16 protein-coding genes, 10 tRNA genes and 3 pseudogenes are annotated in these 20,565 nt (G+C 46.5%); 11 read left to right on the top strand and 18 right to left on the bottom strand.

All coding sequences use genetic code 11. From position 1 onward, the window contains the following. Positions 1–5: 5 nt before the first annotated feature. The 7 genes and pseudogenes from KT99_RS06005 to gltX all read right to left on the bottom strand — a co-directional run bounded on the left by KT99_RS06005 (position 6) and on the right by gltX (position 2,705). A tRNA-Glu gene (locus tag KT99_RS06005) sits at positions 6–81 on the bottom strand. A 139-nt stretch (positions 82–220) separates the two neighbouring features. After that, positions 221–296: transfer RNA gene (locus KT99_RS06010), tRNA-Glu, on the bottom strand. A gap of 139 nt (positions 297–435) precedes the next feature. Further along, positions 436–511: transfer RNA gene (locus tag KT99_RS06015), tRNA-Glu, on the bottom strand. 149 nt (positions 512–660) lie between these two features. Next, positions 661–736, bottom strand: a tRNA-Glu gene (locus KT99_RS06020). A 149-nt stretch (positions 737–885) separates the two neighbouring features. Then, positions 886–961, bottom strand: a tRNA-Glu gene (locus tag KT99_RS06025). Between the two features lie 149 nt (positions 962–1,110). Next, positions 1,111–1,186, bottom strand: a tRNA-Ala gene (locus KT99_RS06030). 110 nt (positions 1,187–1,296) lie between these two features. After that, a pseudogene (gene gltX, locus KT99_RS06035) lies at positions 1,297–2,705 on the bottom strand (glutamate--tRNA ligase). A gap of 399 nt (positions 2,706–3,104) precedes the next feature. Here gltX and KT99_RS06040 point away from each other — a divergent pair. The 5 genes from KT99_RS06040 (at position 3,105) to KT99_RS06060 (ending at position 4,013) form a co-directional block, all read left to right on the top strand. Then, positions 3,105–3,180, top strand: a tRNA-Val gene (locus tag KT99_RS06040). Positions 3,181–3,225: 45 nt separating this feature from the next. After that, positions 3,226–3,301 (top strand) — tRNA-Val (locus KT99_RS06045). 61 nt (positions 3,302–3,362) lie between these two features. Further along, positions 3,363–3,438, top strand: a tRNA-Val gene (locus KT99_RS06050). Between the two features lie 61 nt (positions 3,439–3,499). After that, a tRNA-Val gene (locus tag KT99_RS06055) sits at positions 3,500–3,575 on the top strand. Between the two features lie 210 nt (positions 3,576–3,785). Continuing rightward, positions 3,786–4,013: a hypothetical protein gene (locus KT99_RS06060; protein ID WP_005498032.1), complete on the top strand. Its 228-nt coding sequence runs from the start codon at positions 3,786–3,788 to the stop codon at positions 4,011–4,013. Between the two features lie 20 nt (positions 4,014–4,033). On the opposite strand, the gene KT99_RS06065 is transcribed toward KT99_RS06060, so the two are convergent. Continuing rightward, entirely contained in the window at positions 4,034–5,272 is a 1,239-nt protein-coding gene (locus KT99_RS06065) for an MFS transporter (RefSeq protein ID WP_005498034.1), read from the bottom strand. 101 nt (positions 5,273–5,373) lie between these two features. On the opposite strand from KT99_RS06065, the gene KT99_RS06070 reads away from it, so the two are divergent. Beyond that, positions 5,374–6,252, top strand: a complete 879-nt coding sequence (locus KT99_RS06070) for a LysR family transcriptional regulator (protein ID WP_005498035.1) — start codon at positions 5,374–5,376, stop codon at positions 6,250–6,252. A 17-nt stretch (positions 6,253–6,269) separates the two neighbouring features. Here KT99_RS06070 and maiA read toward each other — a convergent pair whose 3' ends face one another. The 5 genes from maiA to phhA all read right to left on the bottom strand — a co-directional run bounded on the left by maiA (position 6,270) and on the right by phhA (position 11,659). After that, positions 6,270–6,923, bottom strand: coding sequence for a maleylacetoacetate isomerase (gene maiA, locus KT99_RS06075; protein ID WP_040571668.1), 654 nt, complete (start codon positions 6,921–6,923; stop codon positions 6,270–6,272). 98 nt (positions 6,924–7,021) lie between these two features. Beyond that, positions 7,022–8,008 (bottom strand): fumarylacetoacetate hydrolase family protein, encoded by a 987-nt coding sequence (locus tag KT99_RS06080; RefSeq protein WP_005498037.1) that lies wholly within the window; start codon positions 8,006–8,008, stop codon positions 7,022–7,024. A 681-nt stretch (positions 8,009–8,689) separates the two neighbouring features. Continuing rightward, positions 8,690–10,228, bottom strand: a complete 1,539-nt coding sequence (gene tyrR, locus KT99_RS06085) for a transcriptional regulator TyrR (protein WP_005498038.1) — start codon at positions 10,226–10,228, stop codon at positions 8,690–8,692. A gap of 222 nt (positions 10,229–10,450) precedes the next feature. Continuing rightward, positions 10,451–10,789 (bottom strand): 4a-hydroxytetrahydrobiopterin dehydratase, encoded by a 339-nt coding sequence (locus tag KT99_RS06090; RefSeq protein ID WP_005498039.1) that lies wholly within the window; start codon positions 10,787–10,789, stop codon positions 10,451–10,453. 72 nt (positions 10,790–10,861) lie between these two features. Next, the gene (phhA, locus tag KT99_RS06095; RefSeq protein ID WP_005498041.1) at positions 10,862–11,659 is read right to left on the bottom strand and encodes a phenylalanine 4-monooxygenase; all 798 of its coding nucleotides are present in this window, start codon (positions 11,657–11,659) and stop codon (positions 10,862–10,864) included. Between the two features lie 644 nt (positions 11,660–12,303). Here phhA and galU point away from each other — a divergent pair. From galU to KT99_RS06115, 4 genes are all read left to right on the top strand, one after another. Next, positions 12,304–13,227 carry a UTP--glucose-1-phosphate uridylyltransferase GalU gene (gene galU, locus KT99_RS06100; protein WP_005498043.1) on the top strand — a complete coding sequence of 308 codons (924 nt, stop codon included), beginning with the start codon at positions 12,304–12,306 and terminating at the stop codon, positions 13,225–13,227. Beyond that, positions 13,224–14,237, top strand: a complete 1,014-nt coding sequence (gene galE, locus KT99_RS06105; RefSeq protein ID WP_005498044.1) for a UDP-glucose 4-epimerase GalE — start codon at positions 13,224–13,226, stop codon at positions 14,235–14,237. The genes galU and galE overlap by 4 nt, the downstream gene beginning before the upstream one ends. Positions 14,238–14,320: 83 nt before the next feature. After that, positions 14,321–14,806 carry a ferredoxin-type protein NapF gene (gene napF, locus KT99_RS06110; protein WP_005498047.1) on the top strand — a complete coding sequence of 162 codons (486 nt, stop codon included), beginning with the start codon at positions 14,321–14,323 and terminating at the stop codon, positions 14,804–14,806. A 134-nt stretch (positions 14,807–14,940) separates the two neighbouring features. Then, complete coding sequence (locus KT99_RS06115) at positions 14,941–15,360, top strand: bactofilin family protein (protein ID WP_005498049.1); 420 nt, start codon at positions 14,941–14,943, stop codon at positions 15,358–15,360. Positions 15,361–15,451: 91 nt separating this feature from the next. Here the strand turns inward: KT99_RS06115 and KT99_RS06120 are convergent, their stop codons facing one another. The 5 genes and pseudogenes from KT99_RS06120 to KT99_RS23380 all read right to left on the bottom strand — a co-directional run. Continuing rightward, a complete protein-coding gene (locus tag KT99_RS06120; protein WP_005498051.1) occupies positions 15,452–16,129 on the bottom strand; it encodes a DUF2982 domain-containing protein in 678 nt (225 codons plus the stop codon). A 54-nt stretch (positions 16,130–16,183) separates the two neighbouring features. After that, positions 16,184–16,927 (bottom strand): YdcF family protein, encoded by a 744-nt coding sequence (locus KT99_RS06125; protein WP_005498053.1) that lies wholly within the window; start codon positions 16,925–16,927, stop codon positions 16,184–16,186. 70 nt (positions 16,928–16,997) lie between these two features. After that, on the bottom strand, positions 16,998–17,891 hold the full coding sequence (gene mak, locus KT99_RS06130; protein ID WP_040571658.1) for a fructokinase: 894 nt from the start codon (positions 17,889–17,891) through the stop codon (positions 16,998–17,000). Positions 17,892–18,101: 210 nt separating this feature from the next. Next, a pseudogene (locus KT99_RS23375) lies at positions 18,102–18,272 on the bottom strand (putative glycoside hydrolase); the annotation flags it as partial. Positions 18,273–18,344: 72 nt separating this feature from the next. Continuing rightward, positions 18,345–18,797, bottom strand: a pseudogene (locus KT99_RS23380) (glycoside hydrolase family 3 C-terminal domain-containing protein); the annotation flags it as partial. 279 nt (positions 18,798–19,076) lie between these two features. On the opposite strand from KT99_RS23380, the gene KT99_RS06140 reads away from it, so the two are divergent. After that, complete coding sequence (locus KT99_RS06140; RefSeq protein WP_005498059.1) at positions 19,077–20,540, top strand: capsule assembly Wzi family protein; 1,464 nt, start codon at positions 19,077–19,079, stop codon at positions 20,538–20,540. Positions 20,541–20,565: the final 25 nt, after the last annotated feature.

The following is a 20,565-nucleotide window of genomic DNA, read 5'->3' on the forward strand; positions in this document are numbered from 1 at the left end:
AATAGTGGTATCCCCTAGGGGATTCGAACCCCTGTTACCGCCGTGAAAGGGCGGTGTCCTAGGCCTCTAGACGAAGGGGACCCAGACTTACTTGTTTAGACTCGAGTAAAAAAGAGCTTATAGGCTAATACTCAAAGGCGTGAGTATTAGCGGTACATTTAACCCGAACTGGGTGCTTTTCAAGTATTTCTAACAACAAAGTCAAAAAAACAAGAAAAATTGGTATCCCCTAGGGGATTCGAACCCCTGTTACCGCCGTGAAAGGGCGGTGTCCTAGGCCTCTAGACGAAGGGGACCCAGACTTACTTGTTTAGACTCGAGTAAAAAAGAGCTTATAGGCTAATACTCAAAGGCGTGAGTATTAGCGATACATTTAACCCAAACTGGGTGCTTTTCAAGTATTTCTAACAACAAAGTCAAAAAAACAAGAAAAATTGGTATCCCCTAGGGGATTCGAACCCCTGTTACCGCCGTGAAAGGGCGGTGTCCTAGGCCTCTAGACGAAGGGGACCCGGACTTACTTATTTAGACTCTAGTAAAAAAGAGCTTATAGACTAATACTCAAAGGCGTGAGTAAGAGCGGTACATGTCGACTCATCTTTTTACAGTCGATGAGTCTTTCACATTCAACCGAAGTAATTATCAGTTAAATAAGAATATTGGTATCCCCTAGGGGATTCGAACCCCTGTTACCGCCGTGAAAGGGCGGTGTCCTAGGCCTCTAGACGAAGGGGACCCGGACTTACTTATTTAGACTCTAGTAAAAAAGAGCTTATAGGCTAATACTCAAAGGCGTGAGTAAGAGCGGTACATGTCGACTCATCTTTTTACAGTCGATGAGTCTTTCACATTCAACCGAAGTAATTATCAGTTAAATAAGAATATTGGTATCCCCTAGGGGATTCGAACCCCTGTTACCGCCGTGAAAGGGCGGTGTCCTAGGCCTCTAGACGAAGGGGACCCGGACATTCATTCTTTAAACTCTACAAATAAAGAGTTGCCTATTAGTTGAATCCAAAGGCTAAGGATTCAAACTTGACCTACTCACTCCCACTAGACGCTAGGGTAGTTTCTTATTGTTTAGACTCTATTAAGAAGAGTGACGTTAGATGGTGGAGCCTAGCGGGATCGAACCGCTGACCTCAACACTGCCAGTGTTGCGCTCTCCCAGCTGAGCTAAGGCCCCTCACTAACAATATAACTACACTTCTGAATACGCTACTAAGCTTTTGCTTCGTTGTGTCTCAAGTGCGTGGCGCATTCTATGCAGCACACCCAAAAGTGTCAACTCGTTTTTTAAGAATTTATTCTATTTGCTACAAATTCAATCGCTTTGGAGATTCTTTGCTCGCAACGAGCCTTTCCAACCAAGAATAAGGTCAAATCAACAGCAGGAGACATGCCAGCTCCCGTAACCGCGACACGTAAAGGCATACCAACTTTGCCCATTCCTATGTCTAATTCAGTAGCTGTATCTTCAATTGCTTGATGGATTCCTGCTAAGGTCCACTCGTTTAGCTCAGCCAATTTCTTCTGAACGAGTTGCAGCGGCTCCATAGCAACCCCTCTAAGGTGCTTTTTAGCCGCAGTCGCATCAAACTCGGCAAAATCTTCAAAGAAGTAACGACTCGATGCCGCCATCTCCTTCAATGTTTTTGCACGTTCTGCCAAAGCAGTGACCACATCTGATATACTGGACCATTACTGATATCGATACTTTGATCTGTCATGTGCCACTCTAGTTGCTTGGCAACATAAACGGGATCGAGTGCTTTTATGTAGTGTTGATTCAACCAAATCAACTTATCGGTATTAAATGCCGAAGGGGCCTTATTGATATCTTCTAGCTTAAAGAGTTGCTTCATCTCATCGATAGAGAATATCTCTTGATCGCCATGTGACCAACCTAAACGTACTAGATAGTTAAGCAGTGCTTCCGGCAAGAAGCCATCATCACGATATTGCATGACACCAACTGCACCATGACGCTTAGAAAGCTTGGTACCATCATCACCTAAAATCATAGCAACATGTGCATATTCTGGAATTGGGGCACCTAATGCTTTAAGAATGTTGATTTGACGAGGAGTGTTATTGATATGGTCTTCACCTCGAACAACACAAGTGATCCCCATATCCCAATCATCAACTACAACACAGAAGTTATAGGTAGGCGTTCCTTCTGTACGCGCGATGATGAGATCGTCGAGCTCAGCGTTGGCAATTTCAATTCGACCACGAACATGATCGTCAAATACTACACTGCCCTCTTTCGGGTTTTTAAATCGGATAACAAAAGGCTCATCCGTGTTTCGGGGAGCCAGATCGCGACAGCGGCCATCATATTTTTGACTCTCGCCTTTCTCGGCCTGCTCTTCACGCATCTTCTCGATGCGCTCACGTGAACAGTAACACTTATAAGCACTGCCCTTCTCTAACATCTGAGCAATGATCTCATTGTAACGATCGAAGCGTTTCGTCTGGTAATAAGGTCCATGGTCCCAATTAAGCCCTAACCACTCCATTCCATCGAGAATTGCCTGGCATGCTTCCGGTGTCGAACGTTCAATGTCGGTATCTTCGATGCGAAGAACGAACTCACCACCGTTGGCACGAGCATAAAGCCATGAATAAAGAGCAGTACGAGCACCACCGACATGTAAAAAACCGGTAGGACTTGGAGCGAAACGCGTCTTAGTTGTCATAATGGACACTAACCTATATAGAAAAGCCTAAATTCTAGACTGTACCAATGAATGTGGCGCATATTCTAACAGCCAAACAGCCTCAGGGACATTACCAAGTGCTAAGAAGCTTATTCCGCAGCTTGATTATGTCGTCTTTATCTCGCTTTGTGCTTTAATTTAGACTTAATGCTTTATATACGTAGGATAAATGCAAACTTAAGAAATTGGAGTCGATATTCACCCTACATATTGAAGGTGAGAGCATTCGATTCAATAAAAATTCAACTCATCCCCATAACAAGCTCGCTTTGGGCAACAATGCACCAGTCAGGGTAAAATAACACCGGACACGCGTTTTTATCTAAAAAACCGTTGACACTAAATCGTTCCCCCCTATAATACGGCTCCACACAGCGAGGTCGATTAGCTCAGCTGGGAGAGCACCTCCCTTACAAGGAGGGGGTCACTGGTTCGAGCCCAGTATCGACCACCATGTTCTGTTTAATATGAAATAAACTGTGTGTAATAGAGAGTCCCAGGTCGATTAGCTCAGCTGGGAGAGCACCTCCCTTACAAGGAGGGGGTCACTGGTTCGAGCCCAGTATCGACCACCATTTTCTTACTGCTTATGAGAATAAGTGATGAAGAAAATACTCAGTACAAATGAAAGTCCCAGGTCGATTAGCTCAGCTGGGAGAGCACCTCCCTTACAAGGAGGGGGTCACTGGTTCGAGCCCAGTATCGACCACCATTTTCTTATTGCTTATGAGAATAAGTGATGAAGAAAATACTCAGTACAAATGAAAGTCCCAGGTCGATTAGCTCAGCTGGGAGAGCACCTCCCTTACAAGGAGGGGGTCACTGGTTCGAGCCCAGTATCGACCACCATTTTCAGCCTTTCCAAACAGTAAATCCCTCAACATTAATTCCGTTAAAAAATTAATATAGCATCGAATTTCTACCGCTAATTTCGATAACCTTTACTTATCGAATAACACAGCTAGTCGCTATAATATTTCCCGATATAAAAGCTATTACAGCCCCATTCTACCTAAGTTCAACTATTCTTCAGATATAACATAAATTGAGATCTATCCTATGGCAGATGTCAGTCAATCCGCCTCCCTGAGCAGTATAACGGCTTACCTTAAGCTCACTCAAGATTGTGATGAAACCACAGCACTTGTTGAAGCGAAAGAAGTCATACACAATCTTGTCAGTATGAGACAGAAAGGATTTATAACTGGCTGGTATTTCGATGAACAGGGCCATTTAGAATTACTCCCGAGCGACACTATCTCAAAACGTATTAATCCAGAAAAATAATCAATAACGAACAAGCATAGTTAGCCATTGCTAGCATGGGCTGACAATATCATCGGCTCATCCTTAGTCAATCTCAGTAAAACCAGGCTCAAGAGCACCATAACCAAACTGGAGCCAAGCACCACGCCTTCCCAGCCCCAATGATGCCAAAATGGCATCAACAAGGGTCCACCCAAGGCGGCTCCCAGATAATAACTACACAGATAAAGAGACGTTGCCTTGGCTCTGTGACGCTTTGCCCTGTGGGTCACCCAGGCATTACAACCACTGTGGATAAAGAAAAAACCGAATGCTGTCATCAGGAAGCCCAAACAGATAAACACGCCAGTATCGACTAGAGTCATCAAGGAGCCTAAAAACATCAGCAACAGAGATAATCGAAACAGAGTCCGACGCCCGAAACGCTTAATCCAACGGCCGGAATGATAAGACGCCCAGGTACCACTCAGATAACAGAGGAAAATAAGGGTCACTTCGAAGCGGCCCCAGCTAAACGGTGCCGACATCAGGTGGAGTTGAATGAAACTGAATTGATTCACCATCACCAGAAAGGCCAAGCCGCCAACCAGATAAATTTGTCTGAGCTTGGCATCACGCAGATGCACCACAAAGCCATTAAGATCTTCAGCACTGAACATGCTGCCCCTCGCTTTGGGCTCCTCTTGGCTGTTTAACTTAGTGGTATTGGGCAGTAAATAATGTACCAAGAGCACACCCGCTATCGAGATAGCTAAAATAACCAGGATCACTTGCTGCCAATGCAAGTGCAATGACAGGGCGCCGCCAAGCAAACGCCCGGAGATCCCGCCGATACTGTTCGCAGCAATATAGATTCCCCCCGCCTTCAACATGGATGCTTGGCTCAGTTCGTCCTTAAAATAGGCCATGGCAATGGCAGGAACGGCCGCGAGCAAGACTCCCTGTAACAGGCGTAAGAGTACCAGAGATAAAAAATCTGTCACAAAAATCATCAGCACATCGGTCAACAGCAACAGGTATAAGCTGATCATCAAGGGCGCTTTACGTCCGACCCTGTCGGATAGCAAGGCATAAAATAGCAGTGAAAACGCCATGGCAAAGCTGGTGACCGAGAGCAATAAGGTCGAGTGACTGATATCAACATCGAAGGTCTCGGCAATCAAAGGCAAGATGCCTTGCACTAAATAGAGGTTGATATAGATGACCACCGAGGCAATTGACAAGCCCCAGATCAGTCTTACCTCTTTGTTTTTATTATTTATATTATCAGTTAAAGACATAAGCCCATACAAGTCGATGATCGAACTCCATAGACATAGGTTAGCACCGACGTTAACATAACAATAATAGATTAAAACGATAAAATGTATTGATTTTTGTTATGGATATACGACAACTTAAGCATCTCGATGCCCTGGTTAAAACAGCCAGCTTCACTAAGGCGGCCCAGAGCCTGAATATGGCCCAGCCAGCCTTAAGCCAAAGTATCAAACGCCTTGAGAGCTCCTTAGGCGTCACTCTGGTCAACAGGGCAACCTCAGGCAACAAACAGCTTAGCCTCACCGCAGAAGGTAAGGTGCTGCATCAGCATGCCCTGTTAATCATCAAGCAACTGAAGCAGGCCGAGGCCCATATCAAGTCAATGGCAAACTTGACCAAGGGAGAGGTAAGAATTGGCGTGCCGGGTATGCTTGGCTCCTTCTACCTCCCCTCACGCCTGATGGCATTTCGCCATCAATACCCGGATCTTAAACTGTGCCTGTTCGAAGGCGGAACCCGGGACTCGCTCAAGATGCTTGCCCGTGAAGAGGTGGATATCGCCATCATCACCGCCCAAGATCTTAGTCCTGAATTTGACAGTCACCTGTTGCTAAGGGAGCAGTTGGTAGTCGCCATGGGAACCGACCACCCACTGGCAGAACAGCAAAGCATCAGCTTAGAAGCCTTCTTCGAACATGAGCTGGTGATGTTCAAACCTGGCTACTTTCATCGGGAATGGATGTTAACCCAAGCAAAATCCTTGGGGCTCAGCGCCAATATTGCCTTCGAAACCAACCTTATCAACCTCATTAAACAACTCGTATCACAAGGTTTTGCCATCACCAGCGTGCTGGAGATGGTGATCGGCGATAAGGACGATATTTTGGCTAAACCTTTTCGGCCGCAAGTGTTTCTCGATCTGCATATCGCCTGGAAGAAACAACGCCCCATCAGTCAGGCAGACAAGGCCTTCGTCGATTTCTTGATGAAAAACAGATGACTAACTCTTATTAATAGCTAGACGGCATCAAACTGATTTTCTGGCATGGCTTGGATAAATGCATCCAGTTGATTACAATTTTCGCTGACTCGCAAAATATTGGCATAGCGGGTCAAATCCACCTTGAAGCGATGAGCGTTGTATACCTGTGGAATTAAGCAGAGATCCACTAAGGTGACGCTGTCACCGAAGCAGAAACGTCCGGCATGCTGCTCGAGTTGTTGTTCCAATGCACCGAATCCCTCATGGATCCAGTGATGATACCAGGCAGATTTAGCCTCATCGGCTATGCCAATCTCGCCAGTCAAGTACTGTAGCACCTTAAGATTGTTGAGCGGATGAATTTCACAGGCGATAGACAATGCGAGCGCGCGCACTAGTGCCTTAGATTTTGCGTCAGTAGGAAGCAAAGCACTCTGTGGATAGCTGTCTTCCAGATACTCGAGAATAGCCATAGATTGCGACAACACCAACTCATTACCACTGTCATCGATATCGACTAAGGTCGGCACTAACTCCTGAGGGTTTAGCTTGGCATAGTCGGCCTTATGCTGCTCACCGCCATCTTTCACCAAGTGCACTGATAACAAGTCGGCATCGAGTCCTTTAAGGTTCAAGGCAATTCGGACTCTATATGCGGCGCTCGAACGCCAGTATCCGTATAGTTTCAACATCATACTTCCTTAAAAATCTGGGCTTAAAAGTCTGGGCTTACAAAAACGGGGCTAATCCAATTGAATTAGCCCCGCTCTATCACATATTGTAAAAGTTAACCTTTATACTCGACGACTTGCTGATCGATTGAACCAAAAATAGTCTGCTCATTATCATCGAGCATCTCGATACGCACCCGATCGCCAAACTTCATAAATGGGGTCGATGGTTTACCATCGGCAATCGTTTCTAGCATGCGCGTCTCGGCCAAACAGCTGGAACCCGCCGAACGATCATAGTTTGAGATGGTACCCGAACCTATGATGGCACCAGCGCCTAAGGGTCTGGTCATGGCAACATGTGACACCAACTGACTAAAGTTGAATGTCATGTCGACGCCGGCATTAGGGCGACCGAACAGCTCATTGTTGAAATATGTGATAAGTGGCAGATGCACTTTCGAGTCTTCCCAGCGAGCACCCAGCTCATCAGGCGTCACCGCCACAGGAGAGAAGCTGCTCGATGGCTTGGCCTGGAAGAAGCCGAAGCCCTTAGCCAATTCACCCGGGATCAAGTTACGCAGAGACACATCATTCACTAACATCAGCAACTTGATATGCTTCTGGGCAGAATCTGCAGATACCCCCATAGGTACATCATCGGTAATAACGGCAATTTCGGACTCGAAATCTATGCCCCACTCTTCACTCGCCAATGGAATATCGGCTTTAGGCGCGATAAAGCAATCTGAGCCGCCTTGATAGACCAAAGGATTGGTCCAGAATGTCTCTGGCATCTCGGCGCCACGAGCCTTACGTACCAGCTCGACGTGATTAACATAGGCACTGCCATCGGCCCATTGAAAAGCACGGGGTAGAGGGGATAAACATTTGGCTTCATCGAAATCGACGGCATTATCGATCAGGCCATCGTTTAACGCTTCATACAGCTCTTGCAGTTGTGGCTGCAGTAGCTCCCAGGTATCGATTAGCTGCTGCATCGTATGAGCAATTGCAGGCACAGCCACAGTTTTAGAAAGATCTTTACTCACTAACATCAACTGGCCATCACGACGACCATTGTTATAACTGGCTAACTTCATACCCGCTCCTATCCTAAATCTGCACCCGACTGAGTTCTGATCTCAGTCGAGTATCATGTCTATTACAATAATGACTGTATATACCATTCCATATAAGTATCTGGTCAGTTCAGAGACTCTCAGCTTTTTCAATTCAAGGCGCATTGATGAGGGAATGGTTATTCCCTTTTAAGTCAATGCAACACCGAAGTGGAAACACTGAGAGCCTCACGCAGTGCGGCTGATGTTTAAAGCAAAGGGCAAAGCCCTTTATGCTTACGTTGAATGTTCTCGATATACGACTGCATGGTCTATTTTGTTCCATACAAAATAAGACATTTCCTCCTTCCATGGAGGTCAGATGCAGGAGGTACGAGCCCATGGACGGGTGAAGGTAGAATAATGCCGGAGCAATTATCGAGAGCAACGCAGGAGCTTGTTGCCGAGAATAACTATTAGCTTCAAACATTCGCCTTGCCTACAGTGCTTTGAACTCCCGCTGAATGAGTAGATACTTACTCGGAATGGTATAAGTACCCTAAGCATAGCCAGATAGGAATAGCGTGACCTAAATCACATGAGCCCCAATAAGCCCCTATTCCGTAAAGATATAATTACACTCGCTCTTCTCAGCTAAAATAGGGGCTTTTCACCGAAAACATGCTGAAAAAACCGTCACTGAGTGGCAATAATCTGTTACATCTATTTTTGCTTGCTGATCTTATACTCTCTGAGTTTATTGGCGATAGCCGTGTGTGAAACCCCCAACTTCTTAGCCAGCTGACGCGTGCTTGGGTATGCTGGGTAGAGTCGTCTTAGCAGGCTGGATTCAAATTGTTTCATCGCCTGATCTAAGCTGCCCTCAAATTCATGGTCAAAATAACCAAACCCTTCCGCATAGGAAGGCAATTTCAGGTGCTCCACCGATAACTCGGCAGATCCATCCCACATAGACACTGCCCTGAAGATGGCATTCTTAAGCTGACGCACATTCCCCGGCCAGGCATAGTTGAGTAAGAGCTCCCGGCATTGAGCCGAAATACGCCTGATTGGAATAGACAGTTGTTGGCTATAATGCTCGAGAAACATCTCCGTCAGCGGGATCACATCGACCTTGCGCTCACGCAGTGAAGGCATGTGAAAACTCAATACATGGATTCGATAAAACAGATCTTCTCTGAACTCGCCGGTCTGACATAACTCAGCCAGATTCTTCTGAGTCGAACAGATGATCCTGACATCGGCCCTCACCTCATTGTCTCCGCCTAACCGTCTGAAGGTTCCGTCCTGAAGTAAGCGTAGCAGTTTAACCTGTGCCGATTTAGACATCTCGGCAATCTCATCGAGAAAAACAGTACCGCCCTTGCCCTCCTCGAAGAAACCTCTCTTCACCACAGTGCCGTTACTGACGAAGCCAAACAACTCCTCTTCGGCGGCACTGTCCGGCAGGGCCGCGCAGTTGATGGCAATAAAAGGATGCTCTCTACTCATACTGGCATCGTGACATGCTCTGGCCATCAGCTCCTTACCCGTCCCAGTCTCGCCGGTGATCAACAAGGGGGCATCGAGTTGCGCTATACGACGTGCTTGAACCAGCACCTCTTTCATCTTGTCACTGGTCACAAGCACGTTTTCGAAACCCACAGTTTGACTCTGGAGAGCATTGAACTGCTTACCCACTCGCGCCGGCGATTTCAACGAGACTACGGCGCCTGCGAGTATGCTTTTCTCATTCTCATCGGGCAGATAGATGGGTAGCATCTCGGCTAGATATTCATTTTGTCCTATGCTGACTCGAGTCGCCTGCGCCAGCACTAAGCCCTCACTGAGCCAACGACTAAAGTTAAACCCCTGAACCCAGTGATTGAGCGGTTCATCTATTATTTCATGTTCTGCCATACCCACCGTCATGAGTGCAGATTCATTCACGATCCGCACCCGGCCTTTCACATCCAGTGAAAACACAGAATCGGGTAGAGTTTTGAGCAAAGTTTTTAAGGCGTAATGTTCCTGCTCCGATGGCATAAAGGACACGGTGCGGACATCATGCACCCCTGCCACTTTCCTGATCAGCGGCAATAATTCACTGAGCACATCGAAATTGACTTCGGCGAACTGCAGATAGAGGAAACCTTGGTTACTGGCATCTATCGCGATAAGATTGATGCCATAACCTTCTAAAATCATCAAAATATCTTTGGCCAGACCGACCCGGTCCAAACAACATACTTCAAGGCGCATACTGTCAAATTTCCCTTTATTAATAATATTGTTATTGGGATAACTCACAAATAAAAAGCCGTCTATTTCAAATATGAAACTCGACTTTCAGCAATTCATCAAATGCTTATACGTTAGAAGGTTATAATAAATGTGGCAAGTCTTGTTTACAGCACGAGGAACCGCTTTGAAAAAAACGAGCAAGCTATATAGTCTAACCTGCTGGTTTTACATGAATAAACATTAAGTTAATAACTGGTCGGTCTTGGCCGCCATGATGAAATCGTTCTTATGCAGCCCCTTAATGGAATGAGACCACCAGGTCACAGTGACCTTGCCCCACTCGGTTAAGATCCCCGGATGATGAAATTCAGCCTCGGCCAGTTCTGCCAGCGCATTGGTGAATACCATGGCAAGTTTAAAGTTTTTGAACTTGTAGACGCGCTCTAACTGCATCACGCCATCACGCACTTCGACTCCCCAATCGGGGATCATTCTTATCAGATCCGCGAGTTCACCGTCAGAGACTTTAGGTGCGTCGGCCTGACACGCTTCACATTTCATTTCCGATAACTTGGACATTATTCTTCCTTCTTATTTAATGATCTTAAACTAAGTGACAAAGGTGACACTTAGAAATGGAACTGGTATTACTTAGCTGGCTTTAGATTTCGGCTGATACAGGGGGGCAAACATGCCTAGCTGTTTAGCTTCTGCTACGGCTCCCATGATATCCATCGCAACGATTTCATCGAGAAACGATAAGCCCTCTATGGCGTAATAGACAGGCTGCATGATATCGATACGATAAGGTGTTCTTAACACATCGACGAGGTTAAAAGGTTTAATCTGTGGCTCCCCCCCCATCGCATATAAGGTTTCCCCCGGTGAACTCAATATACCACCGCCATAGATTGACAAGGCATTCTCTCGATTGCGGATCAGGCCGAACTCGACGGTAAACCAGTACAAACGAGCCAGTAATACCCTGTCCTCCTTGCTGGCCGACAGACCCAAGTTGCCATAGGCATGTGAAAACTTGGCGAACGACTCGTTAGTTAGCAGAGGACAATGACCAAAAATCTCATGGAAAATATCAGGTTCTCTTAAATAATCAAATTCATCTTTACTGCGGATAAAAGTGGCAACAGGAAACTCCCGATTAGCCAGTAGCTCAAAGAAGCGCTCGAAAGAGATCAATGCGGGCACTGCGGCGGTTTTCCAGCCCGTCAAATCCAACAACACCTTATCGATATCCTTAAGCTGTGGAATATTACTGTCCGATAAGCACAGATCGATCAGACCTTGTTGATACTCGTTACAGGCGTATGCAGATAAATTCCCCAGCTGTCTCGAATACAAGGCTTGCCAGATATCATGTTCTGCTTGAGGGTAATCTATGTGGCCATCTGCATCAGGTAATCGAGCCACATACTGTGTATTTTTACTCATGTCTTTTTATATTACTCATTATGGTTCCCTTATTCATACTCGATCAATCGAGCTTTTTTGTTAACTCCCTCACAGTTTATTGTTTGCCTAAATCCACACCAATTTTGTAATCTTTTTGTTACATCCTAAGTGATGGGTATCATAACCTACTAGAACTAATGGTATTAACCTGTACCTTTAACTTTACAGGGTATTATAGAAATGCACTTTTACTCCTAAGTAGGATAATAATATGGCTTTTCCTTGTCAGTTTATTAAAATAGAGCAATGAGGCTGTAATTATCACTGACTAATTACCATTCCGAGTAAGTATCTACTCATTCAGCGGGAGTTCAAAGCACTGTAGGCAAGGCGAATGTTTGAAGCTAATAGTTATTCTATATCGAGAACATTCAACGTAGCATAAAGGGCTTTGCCCTTTTCTTTAAACATCAGCCGCACTGCGTGAGGCTCTCAGCGTTTCCACTTCTGTGTTGCATTGACTTAAAAGGGAATAACCATTTCGTCATCAATGCGCCTTGAATTGAAAAAACTGAGAGTCTCTGAACTAACCAGATACTTATATGGAATGGTATAGTGATAAGCGACTAAACTCAGCACGTTAAGCTGGTTTTGCAACCGAGACAACGAAGCAAAGGATAAAAATGAAACAAGCGCAAATACGTAAAGCTGTGATCCCGGTTGCGGGACTAGGAACAAGGATGCTTCCAGCGACTAAGGCCATTCCAAAAGAGATGCTGCCCGTCGTCGATAAGCCGCTAATTCAATATGTTGTCAATGAAGCCATCGCCGCAGGTATCAATGAAATCGTCCTGGTTACCCATGCCAGTAAGAATCCGATTGAAAACCATTTCGATACCAGTTTCGAACTCGAGGCCCAGCTAGAAAGACGAGTAAAACGTCAACTATTAACCGAAGTGCAGTCCATCTGTCCAACCGGTGTAACTGTGATCAGTGTCAGGCAAGCCCAGGCGAAAGGGTTAGGCCATGCTATTTTGTGCGCTAAGCCTGTGATAGGAGATGAGCCCTTTGCCGTACTACTGCCCGATGTTATCGTCGATGAAGCCAGCTGCGACCTCAGCCAAGATAACTTGGCTGAAATGGTGCGGTTATTTAATTCAACCAATATCGGCCAGATCATGGTTGAAGGCGTGCCCTTAGAGCGAGTCAATCAATATGGTATCGCCGACGTCAATGGCCATCAGTTAACACCTGGTGATTCGGCGCCTTTAGCTCAGCTGGTAGAGAAACCCAGCATAGATGAGGCTCCATCAAATCTCGCTGTCGTCGGGCGTTATATCCTCCCCGCAGATATTTGGCCATTACTGGCTAAGACTCCAGCAGGGGCGGGAGATGAGATTCAGCTCACCGATGCCATCGCCATGATGATGAAAAAGCAGACGGTCAATGCCTATTACATGAAGGGAAAGAGCCACGATTGCGGCAACAAGCTGGGATATATGCAGGCCAACATAGAACATGCCCTGCGCCATAAAGAGATAGGCCAAGATTTCAAACAATACCTAATCAATCTAGTTTCAGAGTTAAACGAGGAAAAGCAGTCATGAGCATATTAGTCACAGGTGGCGCGGGTTACATCGGTAGCCATACAGTGGTAGAACTGTTAAATGCGGGACAAGACGTGGTTATCGTCGACAACTTAGTTAACTCAAGTATCGAAGCCTTACATAGAGTAGAAGAGATCACTGGAAAATCAGTCACATTTTATCAAGGTGACGTGCTCAATAAAGCCTTCCTGCAGAAGGTGTTCAGTGACCATCAAATCCACTCTGTGATCCATTTCGCCGGGCTCAAAGCCGTTGGTGAGTCTGTGGCCCAGCCATTACGCTATTATGAGAACAATGTCACCGGCACCTTAGTCCTATGCGAAGTCATGATGGCTAACCATGTTAAAAATCTCGTCTTTAGCTCGTCGGCCACCGTTTACGGCGATCCTGCCAGCCTACCTATCACCGAAGACTTTCCCACAGGTGCAACTAACCCCTACGGTCAGTCTAAGCTCATGGTCGAGCATATATTACAAGATCTGCATCATTCAGATCCAAGCTGGAACATCGCCATACTGCGCTACTTCAATCCCGTAGGCGCCCACTCGAGTGGCCGTATAGGTGAAGACCCTAATGATATACCCAATAACCTGATGCCGTTTATCGCTCAGGTAGCCGTGGGGAAACGTGATAAACTCAGCGTATTCGGTGATGATTATGACACCCATGATGGCACCGGAGTTCGCGACTATATTCATGTGGTCGACCTGGCTGTCGGTCATCTAAGGGCGTTAGATAAACTCAACACTCAGTCTGGCTTGGTAACCTATAACTTAGGCACAGGCCAAGGCTACAGCGTCATCGACATGGTGAAAGCCTTTGAGAAGGCCTGCGGAAAGCCCATCAAGTATCAAGTTGTCCCACGCCGCTCAGGAGATATTGCCGCTTGTTATGCAAACCCGGATAAAGCCCAGAGCGAACTTAACTGGAAAGCGACTCATAGCCTGGATGATATGGCCAGTAGCAGCTGGCACTGGCAGTCGAGTAATCCTAATGGCTATGGGCAATAGACTATAAGTTAAGCTCCTAGGTTCTAGGCTTGAATATAAGATGGTTCTAGGACCTTAGTTTTCACTTAATAAAGCAGTAGCAAATGAATCATATTAATCCGAGTCGTCGACGCCTTTTTAGTCGAAAAAAGTCCAACGCCATACGACCGCCATGGAGTAAAACAGATATCGAGTTTACCGATATCTGCACCCGCTGTGATAAGTGCATCCAGGCCTGCGAGACACAGATTATTTTCCGGGGTGATGGTGGTTTTCCTGAGATTAACTTTGCCGATGACGAGTGTACCTTCTGTAATAAGTGTGCCGAAGTTTGCCCTGAGCCCTTGTTTCTCGATACCGAACACCCCCCCTGGGAATTAAAGGCTGTGGTACAGGAGACCTGTCTGGCGTATAAAGGGGTGTGGTGCCAAAGCTGTAAAGATGCCTGCGATGAGCGCGCCATCGGCTTTAAATCCGCCATAGGCCAGGCACCTAAACCTGTGATAGACACAGACCTATGCACCGGCTGCGGCGCCTGCGCTGCCCCCTGCCCCACCGATGCCATCAATTTTCTTTCCCTTGACCAATAAACAGAGCGATTGCTATTGCCGATTCAAACAAGCCACAGCCAAAAAAATGATTTGAATGTGTCAAAATTTAGTGGTTTGTTTACAGTTAGTTTAAGGTTATTATTAGCTTAATCATGATCTATTTGTAGAGCATTATGTTCGGAAATAAAAAAAACAGCACAGGACTCACCTTCGTGGCTCAGGGCACAAAACTCTCGGGCGAGAGTCACTTTGCCGGAGAGGCACTCATAGGTGGTGAAGTGTACGGCAAGCTGAGTTCAACGGGAAAAATAACCATAGAAGTTGATGGTTATATTGAAGGAGAACTGAACTGCGAAGAGTTGAAAGTCTCGGGTAATTTCAAGGGCAAGCTCAAGTGTAAAAAGCTCAATATCACCAGCACAGGTACCGTTGAAGGTGAGATAGCCTGTGAGTCTATGGAGATATTTGCGGGCGGCCAGTTTATCGGTATGCGGGTAAGAGAAGATATCGCCTTATTGAACACAGTCCCACAAAACGAAGACGGTCACACTGGGCCAGAGGCTGATATTCGCGGTGAGCTGCAAGCAAATTGAGCGTTCCAGATGTAATTCGTATAGGGTACGAGTTACATCTGTACACTTTTGTATCTGTCGCAGAGGCTGTCCCAAGTATCTGCCTACAAGTTTATTCTTGGCTCTGTCTTACCTTTAACCGGTATTCTCTGAGCAGTTTAACAAACTCATCTGCGGGTCTGTCCAGACAATCTACGGGGATATAAATATGAAACCCCATGTTTTTACTTAACATTTCACATCTGTGACCGAACATAGCCAACACACCTCTGTAGCGCTCATCATTAACCACTAATGGGGTAAACTCTGAGTTCATATAGGCTTCCAACTCGATTAAGTCTTCATCTAGGGTGACCGCAGACATCAAGAGTGGTCGCTGCTCGGTTAACAGGCCTATGGCCAGTCGACCGGGTATGATATCCAGCACTGGGTTGATGCGTTTGAGCTTGAGGCCTATGTATGGCAATGGGATCGAGTCGAAACCATTCAGTCCGCGGGGAATGTCTATCCTCTGTACATTATCCCACTCGATGAAAATACTGCCGCGTCTGTGGTGATACTTAAGCCCTTCTTGGTTAAGCTCCAGGCTGATTTCAGGCTCGAGAATTTTGGACACCCCAAGTACTAAAGAGATCACCCCTAATGAGAAGCAAAGCATACCTGGGGCAAACATGGCTGTAGAGGACAAAAGCAAGCCTATGCCTATTGTCAGTGCTATCACGCCGACTAAGGTCAAGGTTCTGCTGTTGCGTTTAAATTTAGTGTTTATCTGTACTAATTCAATATCCAAGAGTTATCCTAAAAGATCTATTACTGCTATTGGGTTTCAATTTTTACATCAGCCCTAGTCACTTTCATATTTAAGCGTAAGCCAGAGCCTGCCGACATATTCATGAATGGCGCGCTGAGAAGAGAGTAAATTATTGGCATCCAGCTGCCACCAATAGCCTTGTCTGGTGATAAAGTCTGTGGGAGCGGCTTCGGGGCTTAAACCTTGGCCTTGAAAAATGGCCATAGATCTTGGCATATGAGTCGCTGAGGTGACGAGCCTAAATGGATAGCTACCCACATCCCATTTAAGATATTGAGCTTCTTCTATGGTGTCTTTTGCTAATGGGAAAGTAATAATTCGATCTTTAGGGATCCCAAGCTGCATGGCAGCTTCAGCCATGATTTTAGCATGAGGGGTCTTAGAGGCACTGCCTCCCCAGCCGCTCACAATCAGAATACAATCTTTGCCCAATTGATACTGGCGCACCCCTTCGGTTAATCTAACCAAAGCCGTGGCCGATAACTGATGCACGGCCCCCCCGGGGATCTCATCGTCGTGGCCACTGCCGAGCACCATGACTAAACAGCCGGCATCGATGGCTTGGTTATTGACTCTATATTGGTTTTCAAGAGAAGCCGTCAATAAATTACTCCCCACCGAGCTAGTCAAAAAGACCAGAATGACCACGGCGACAGCCAATACAAAACGAACCCGTTTACGGTTTCTCAGCATCAGGATGCAAAATAGCAATAAGAGAACAACCAAAGGAATTGGCATAAAGAGTTGCGAGATTGCTTTTTTAAGCCAAAACATCATGTTGCTAGCCCGGTGAACCTAATTTCAGGCTAGTTTAACATAAGTTGTTATCTCTTTAGCTTTAGGTACTTTATTCCCACAGCCAGGCGGCACCCCGCACTCCAGATGAGCAACCATAAAGGTTCTGCACCACAGGGGTGCGACACTCGCCGCCAAGCACATATTTTACCAATATTTCGGGTAATTTAGAATAGATGGCATCGATATTGGACATGCCACCCCCCAACACGATCACATCAGGGTCTAGGGTATTGATCACATGGGCCAAAGATCTGGCCAACCTGTCTAAGTAGCGCTCAAACGCCGCCACGGCCAGTGCGTCACTGGCATCGACCAACGCCATGATCTCAGCGCCTTTGCTCACATTGCCTCCGGCCTGGTTATAATCGCGCACAAAGCCAGTGCCGGAAATAAAGGTCTCGATGCAGTCATGATTACCACAGAAACACGAGGTGGAGTTAAACTCCTGTTTCGACATCCATGGCAGCGGATTATGGCCCCACTCACCACCTATGCCATTGCCGCCACTGTGTACCCGGCCATTGATGGCGATGCCTCCGCCACAGCCTGTGCCTATGATGACGCCAAACACCACACCTTTGCCTGCGCCCGCCCCATCGGTGGCTTCAGAGACAGCGAAACAGTTAGCATCATTAGCAACCCTGACTTCACGACTCAAACGATGACCTAAATCGATATCCAGAGGTTTGCCATTAATCCAGGTCGAGTTGGCATTCTTGACTAGGCCTGAAAAGGGCGAGATAACCCCTGGGATGCCAACACCGACACTTCCCGTCATAGCCAATGTCGTCTCGGCTTCCTCCACTAGACTCACTATGGTATCGAGTGTCGCCTCATATTCCCTAGGTGTAGGCAAACGTTTCCTAAACAGCTCTTTCCCCTCAGCATTCAAGGCTAGCAGCTCTATTTTAGTTCCACCAAGATCAACGCCCATTCGCAACATCTGTCTTACTCCACTATCGACTCTGATTAATTATCACTATTTTAGCCTGACCGGCACGCTCGGCTTTTATTGCAAGCATGATAACTCTGCCTGTAAACCTCTAAGATATTTAATAACATTTTCATCAAAGTACATCGGAAAAGTACTAGTTGACCTCATCTATACTCAGCAGATTAAGTTAACCCACAAGTGAAAGATAGTCACCTCAGTTTAATGACACGATACATCCGCGTGTTCACCGGTTAAAGGCTCAATACTAATATTTGAAAATACCAAACTTAATTTCCCGGCACTGGACAAGGAAAACGCAGTCCTCACCGGCTCAAGATTCACACCAGCCTGAGTGAAACAAGCAAGATCGACAGTAAACTCTTGCCACTGATCTGCAGGCTGCTCAAAACGGGCTGCCTTACTCCCTCGCTACCAATCATTAACTGCCAAGGCGCCTTAACAGAGCCCATAACCGTAGGGAAACAAGGGAGTGTAGTCACGATCAAAACGATTGACCTTAGTCTGCTGTGCAGTGGCAGGCCATGAATATGACAACTTGCCCGTCATGGCATAATTCACGCTTCCATCTAGTTTGGAAAACAGGACCTGTGCACCACCTTCGCTGCCCGGCAACCAAGCCTCCACAAACGCATCGGATGCATTGAGCTCAGCATTAACCCAGAGGGGCCTACCCGTTAAAAACACCGAGACCACGGCAATACCGCGATAGATGGAGGTGCCTCCAGGGTTGCTGTTGTTGGTTCCCTGCCAGGTAATGCTCCAGCCACCGGACTGTTTACCTATGTTATCCGCACCATCGCCGGCAATTAAAACACGTAACTTGGGTGACAGGAGCAAAATATTGCTTTAATTTTTAAGCATCACCAGCGACTCTCGCAGCGCTTGTCGGGCAATACTGCAAATCTGCATCAATGACTTGATAAAGCGAGAAAACGAATAGCATTGCCTATGGTTTATAAAATCCACATCAAAGTATGCCTACATTGGACGGCGTACTTTGATTATCAAGATCTTGCTAACAAGAGTAAAACAAGCTGCAATCACACATTACACCGAGCAAACAGATGTAAAACATGGCGATACAAAAATTAATTCCCCCCTAATATTCTACTCAATATTGTCATGAAGTACTGAAATCACTTAGAATCCCCGTCAATGACATAAAGGATCACCATGAAACTCAACATATTATCTACACTGCTACTTCTTACATGTGCATCAGCACAAGCCGCCTGGTGGGTCGAACCTGACGACCTTGCCCTAAGAGCCGACATTCAATTGCTCGCCGATAGCGGCATTATTTTGCAGCCAGTGACGACATACCCCTTGATGTGGGCAGGGCTAAAGCAAGATATGGATAAGGCAGTTAAAAAATTATCATCTATGCAGGCCAGTGCCTATGACCGTGTCATGGCCGCCTATAAAAAAGATCATCACAGCTTCAATGCCGAAGTTAAACTCGCCGCGGCAACGGATAATGCCCGCTTTCTAGGTTTTGGTCATGACTACCGAGATAAAGCGGAAACCACAGTGAATGCCGAAATCACCAAAGACTGGTTCAGTGGCCGAGTTTCTGCCAGCTATCATTACGATCCTATCGATGGTAACAGTGCCCGTTTAGACAAGAGTTTCGCCGCCGTCATGTTAGGTAACTGGATTGTCAGCGTCGGTGCCCAGCAAAAGTACTGGGGACCGGGTTGGGATACGGGTCTCATTCAGACGACTAACGCCAGACCTATGCCAGGCATCACCTTTAGCCGCAATAACAGCCAGGCCTTCGAAACACCTTGGCTAAACTGGATTGGCCCCTGGACCTTCACCACCAGCTTCAGTCAGATGGAGAGCGACCGTTACGTGCCAGAAGCCAGGCATTGGGGCGCTCGCGGCACACTCAGGCCCATCTCAAAATTAGAGGTTGGCTTCTCCTGGACCATGCAATGGGGCGGTGAAGGCTATGGCAATAACTTAAGTGACTGGTGGGATGGGTTAGCTAATGGGGGTGGCACAGAAGCCGAACTTGAAAATGGCCAGGAAAACATGCTCGCCGGCTATGATTTTCGCTGGTCAGATACCGCCTTCGGTATCCCCTACGGTATCTACTATGAGCGTACCCATGAAGATTATCATAACGAAAAGAACAAGCTGATCAACGCGTCTAACATGGGCGGAATTGACTTGGTGTTGGCCAATATCAATACCCGAGTCTTCATCGAATATGCAGATACTGCAGCCTCTTGTGGCCTTGATGACAAGGTTTACAACTGCATGTATGAGCATGGTTTCTACCAAGATGGCTATCGTTATTATGGCAAGACTTTAGGTAGCACCTATGACAATGACTCAAGAACATTGGTCATAGGTGGCATCACCCAGTTGGGTGGCGGTCAGAGCATCACCAACAAACTGAGATTGCTAAAACTCAATTTCGATGGCACAGATACATCTAACCCTGAAGGAGGCAACTCTGTATCACCTGGTGAGTATGAACGTATGGTTCAGTTCGATACCAGCTATCACAGACCCTTCTATGAAGGTACGCTAAAAGTCGGTGGCACCTTAGGTTATAGTGAATATATGACTAGCGGTGGTGATGATTGGGATACCACGATTTACGCAGCCTGGGAAAGAAGTTTTTAATTTGTAGAAGAGCCTAGGACCTAGT

Origin of the sequence: Shewanella benthica KT99 (assembly GCF_000172075.1) — a bacterium.
Taxonomy (GTDB): Bacteria; Pseudomonadota; Gammaproteobacteria; order Enterobacterales; family Shewanellaceae; genus Shewanella; species Shewanella benthica_A.

Bases quoted from the DNA above. Each gene is read 5' to 3' on its own strand.
- KT99_RS06060 (WP_005498032.1), top strand. From the start codon at position 3,786: ATGGCAGATGTCAGTCAATCCGCCTCCCTGAGCAGTATAACGGCTTAC.
- KT99_RS06065 (WP_005498034.1), bottom strand. From the start codon at position 5,272: ATGTCTTTAACTGATAATATAAATAATAAAAACAAAGAGGTAAGACTG.
- KT99_RS06070 (WP_005498035.1), top strand. From the start codon at position 5,374: ATGGATATACGACAACTTAAGCATCTCGATGCCCTGGTTAAAACAGCC.
- KT99_RS06080 (WP_005498037.1), bottom strand. From the start codon at position 8,008: ATGAAGTTAGCCAGTTATAACAATGGTCGTCGTGATGGCCAGTTGATG.
- tyrR (WP_005498038.1), bottom strand. From the start codon at position 10,228: ATGCGCCTTGAAGTATGTTGTTTGGACCGGGTCGGTCTGGCCAAAGAT.
- KT99_RS06090 (WP_005498039.1), bottom strand. From the start codon at position 10,789: ATGTCCAAGTTATCGGAAATGAAATGTGAAGCGTGTCAGGCCGACGCA.
- phhA (WP_005498041.1), bottom strand. From the start codon at position 11,659: ATGAGTAAAAATACACAGTATGTGGCTCGATTACCTGATGCAGATGGC.
- galU (WP_005498043.1), top strand. From the start codon at position 12,304: ATGAAACAAGCGCAAATACGTAAAGCTGTGATCCCGGTTGCGGGACTA.
- galE (WP_005498044.1), top strand. From the start codon at position 13,224: ATGAGCATATTAGTCACAGGTGGCGCGGGTTACATCGGTAGCCATACA.
- napF (WP_005498047.1), top strand. From the start codon at position 14,321: ATGAATCATATTAATCCGAGTCGTCGACGCCTTTTTAGTCGAAAAAAG.
- KT99_RS06115 (WP_005498049.1), top strand. From the start codon at position 14,941: ATGTTCGGAAATAAAAAAAACAGCACAGGACTCACCTTCGTGGCTCAG.
- KT99_RS06125 (WP_005498053.1), bottom strand. From the start codon at position 16,927: ATGATGTTTTGGCTTAAAAAAGCAATCTCGCAACTCTTTATGCCAATT.
- mak (WP_040571658.1), bottom strand. From the start codon at position 17,891: ATGTTGCGAATGGGCGTTGATCTTGGTGGAACTAAAATAGAGCTGCTA.
- KT99_RS06140 (WP_005498059.1), top strand. From the start codon at position 19,077: ATGAAACTCAACATATTATCTACACTGCTACTTCTTACATGTGCATCA.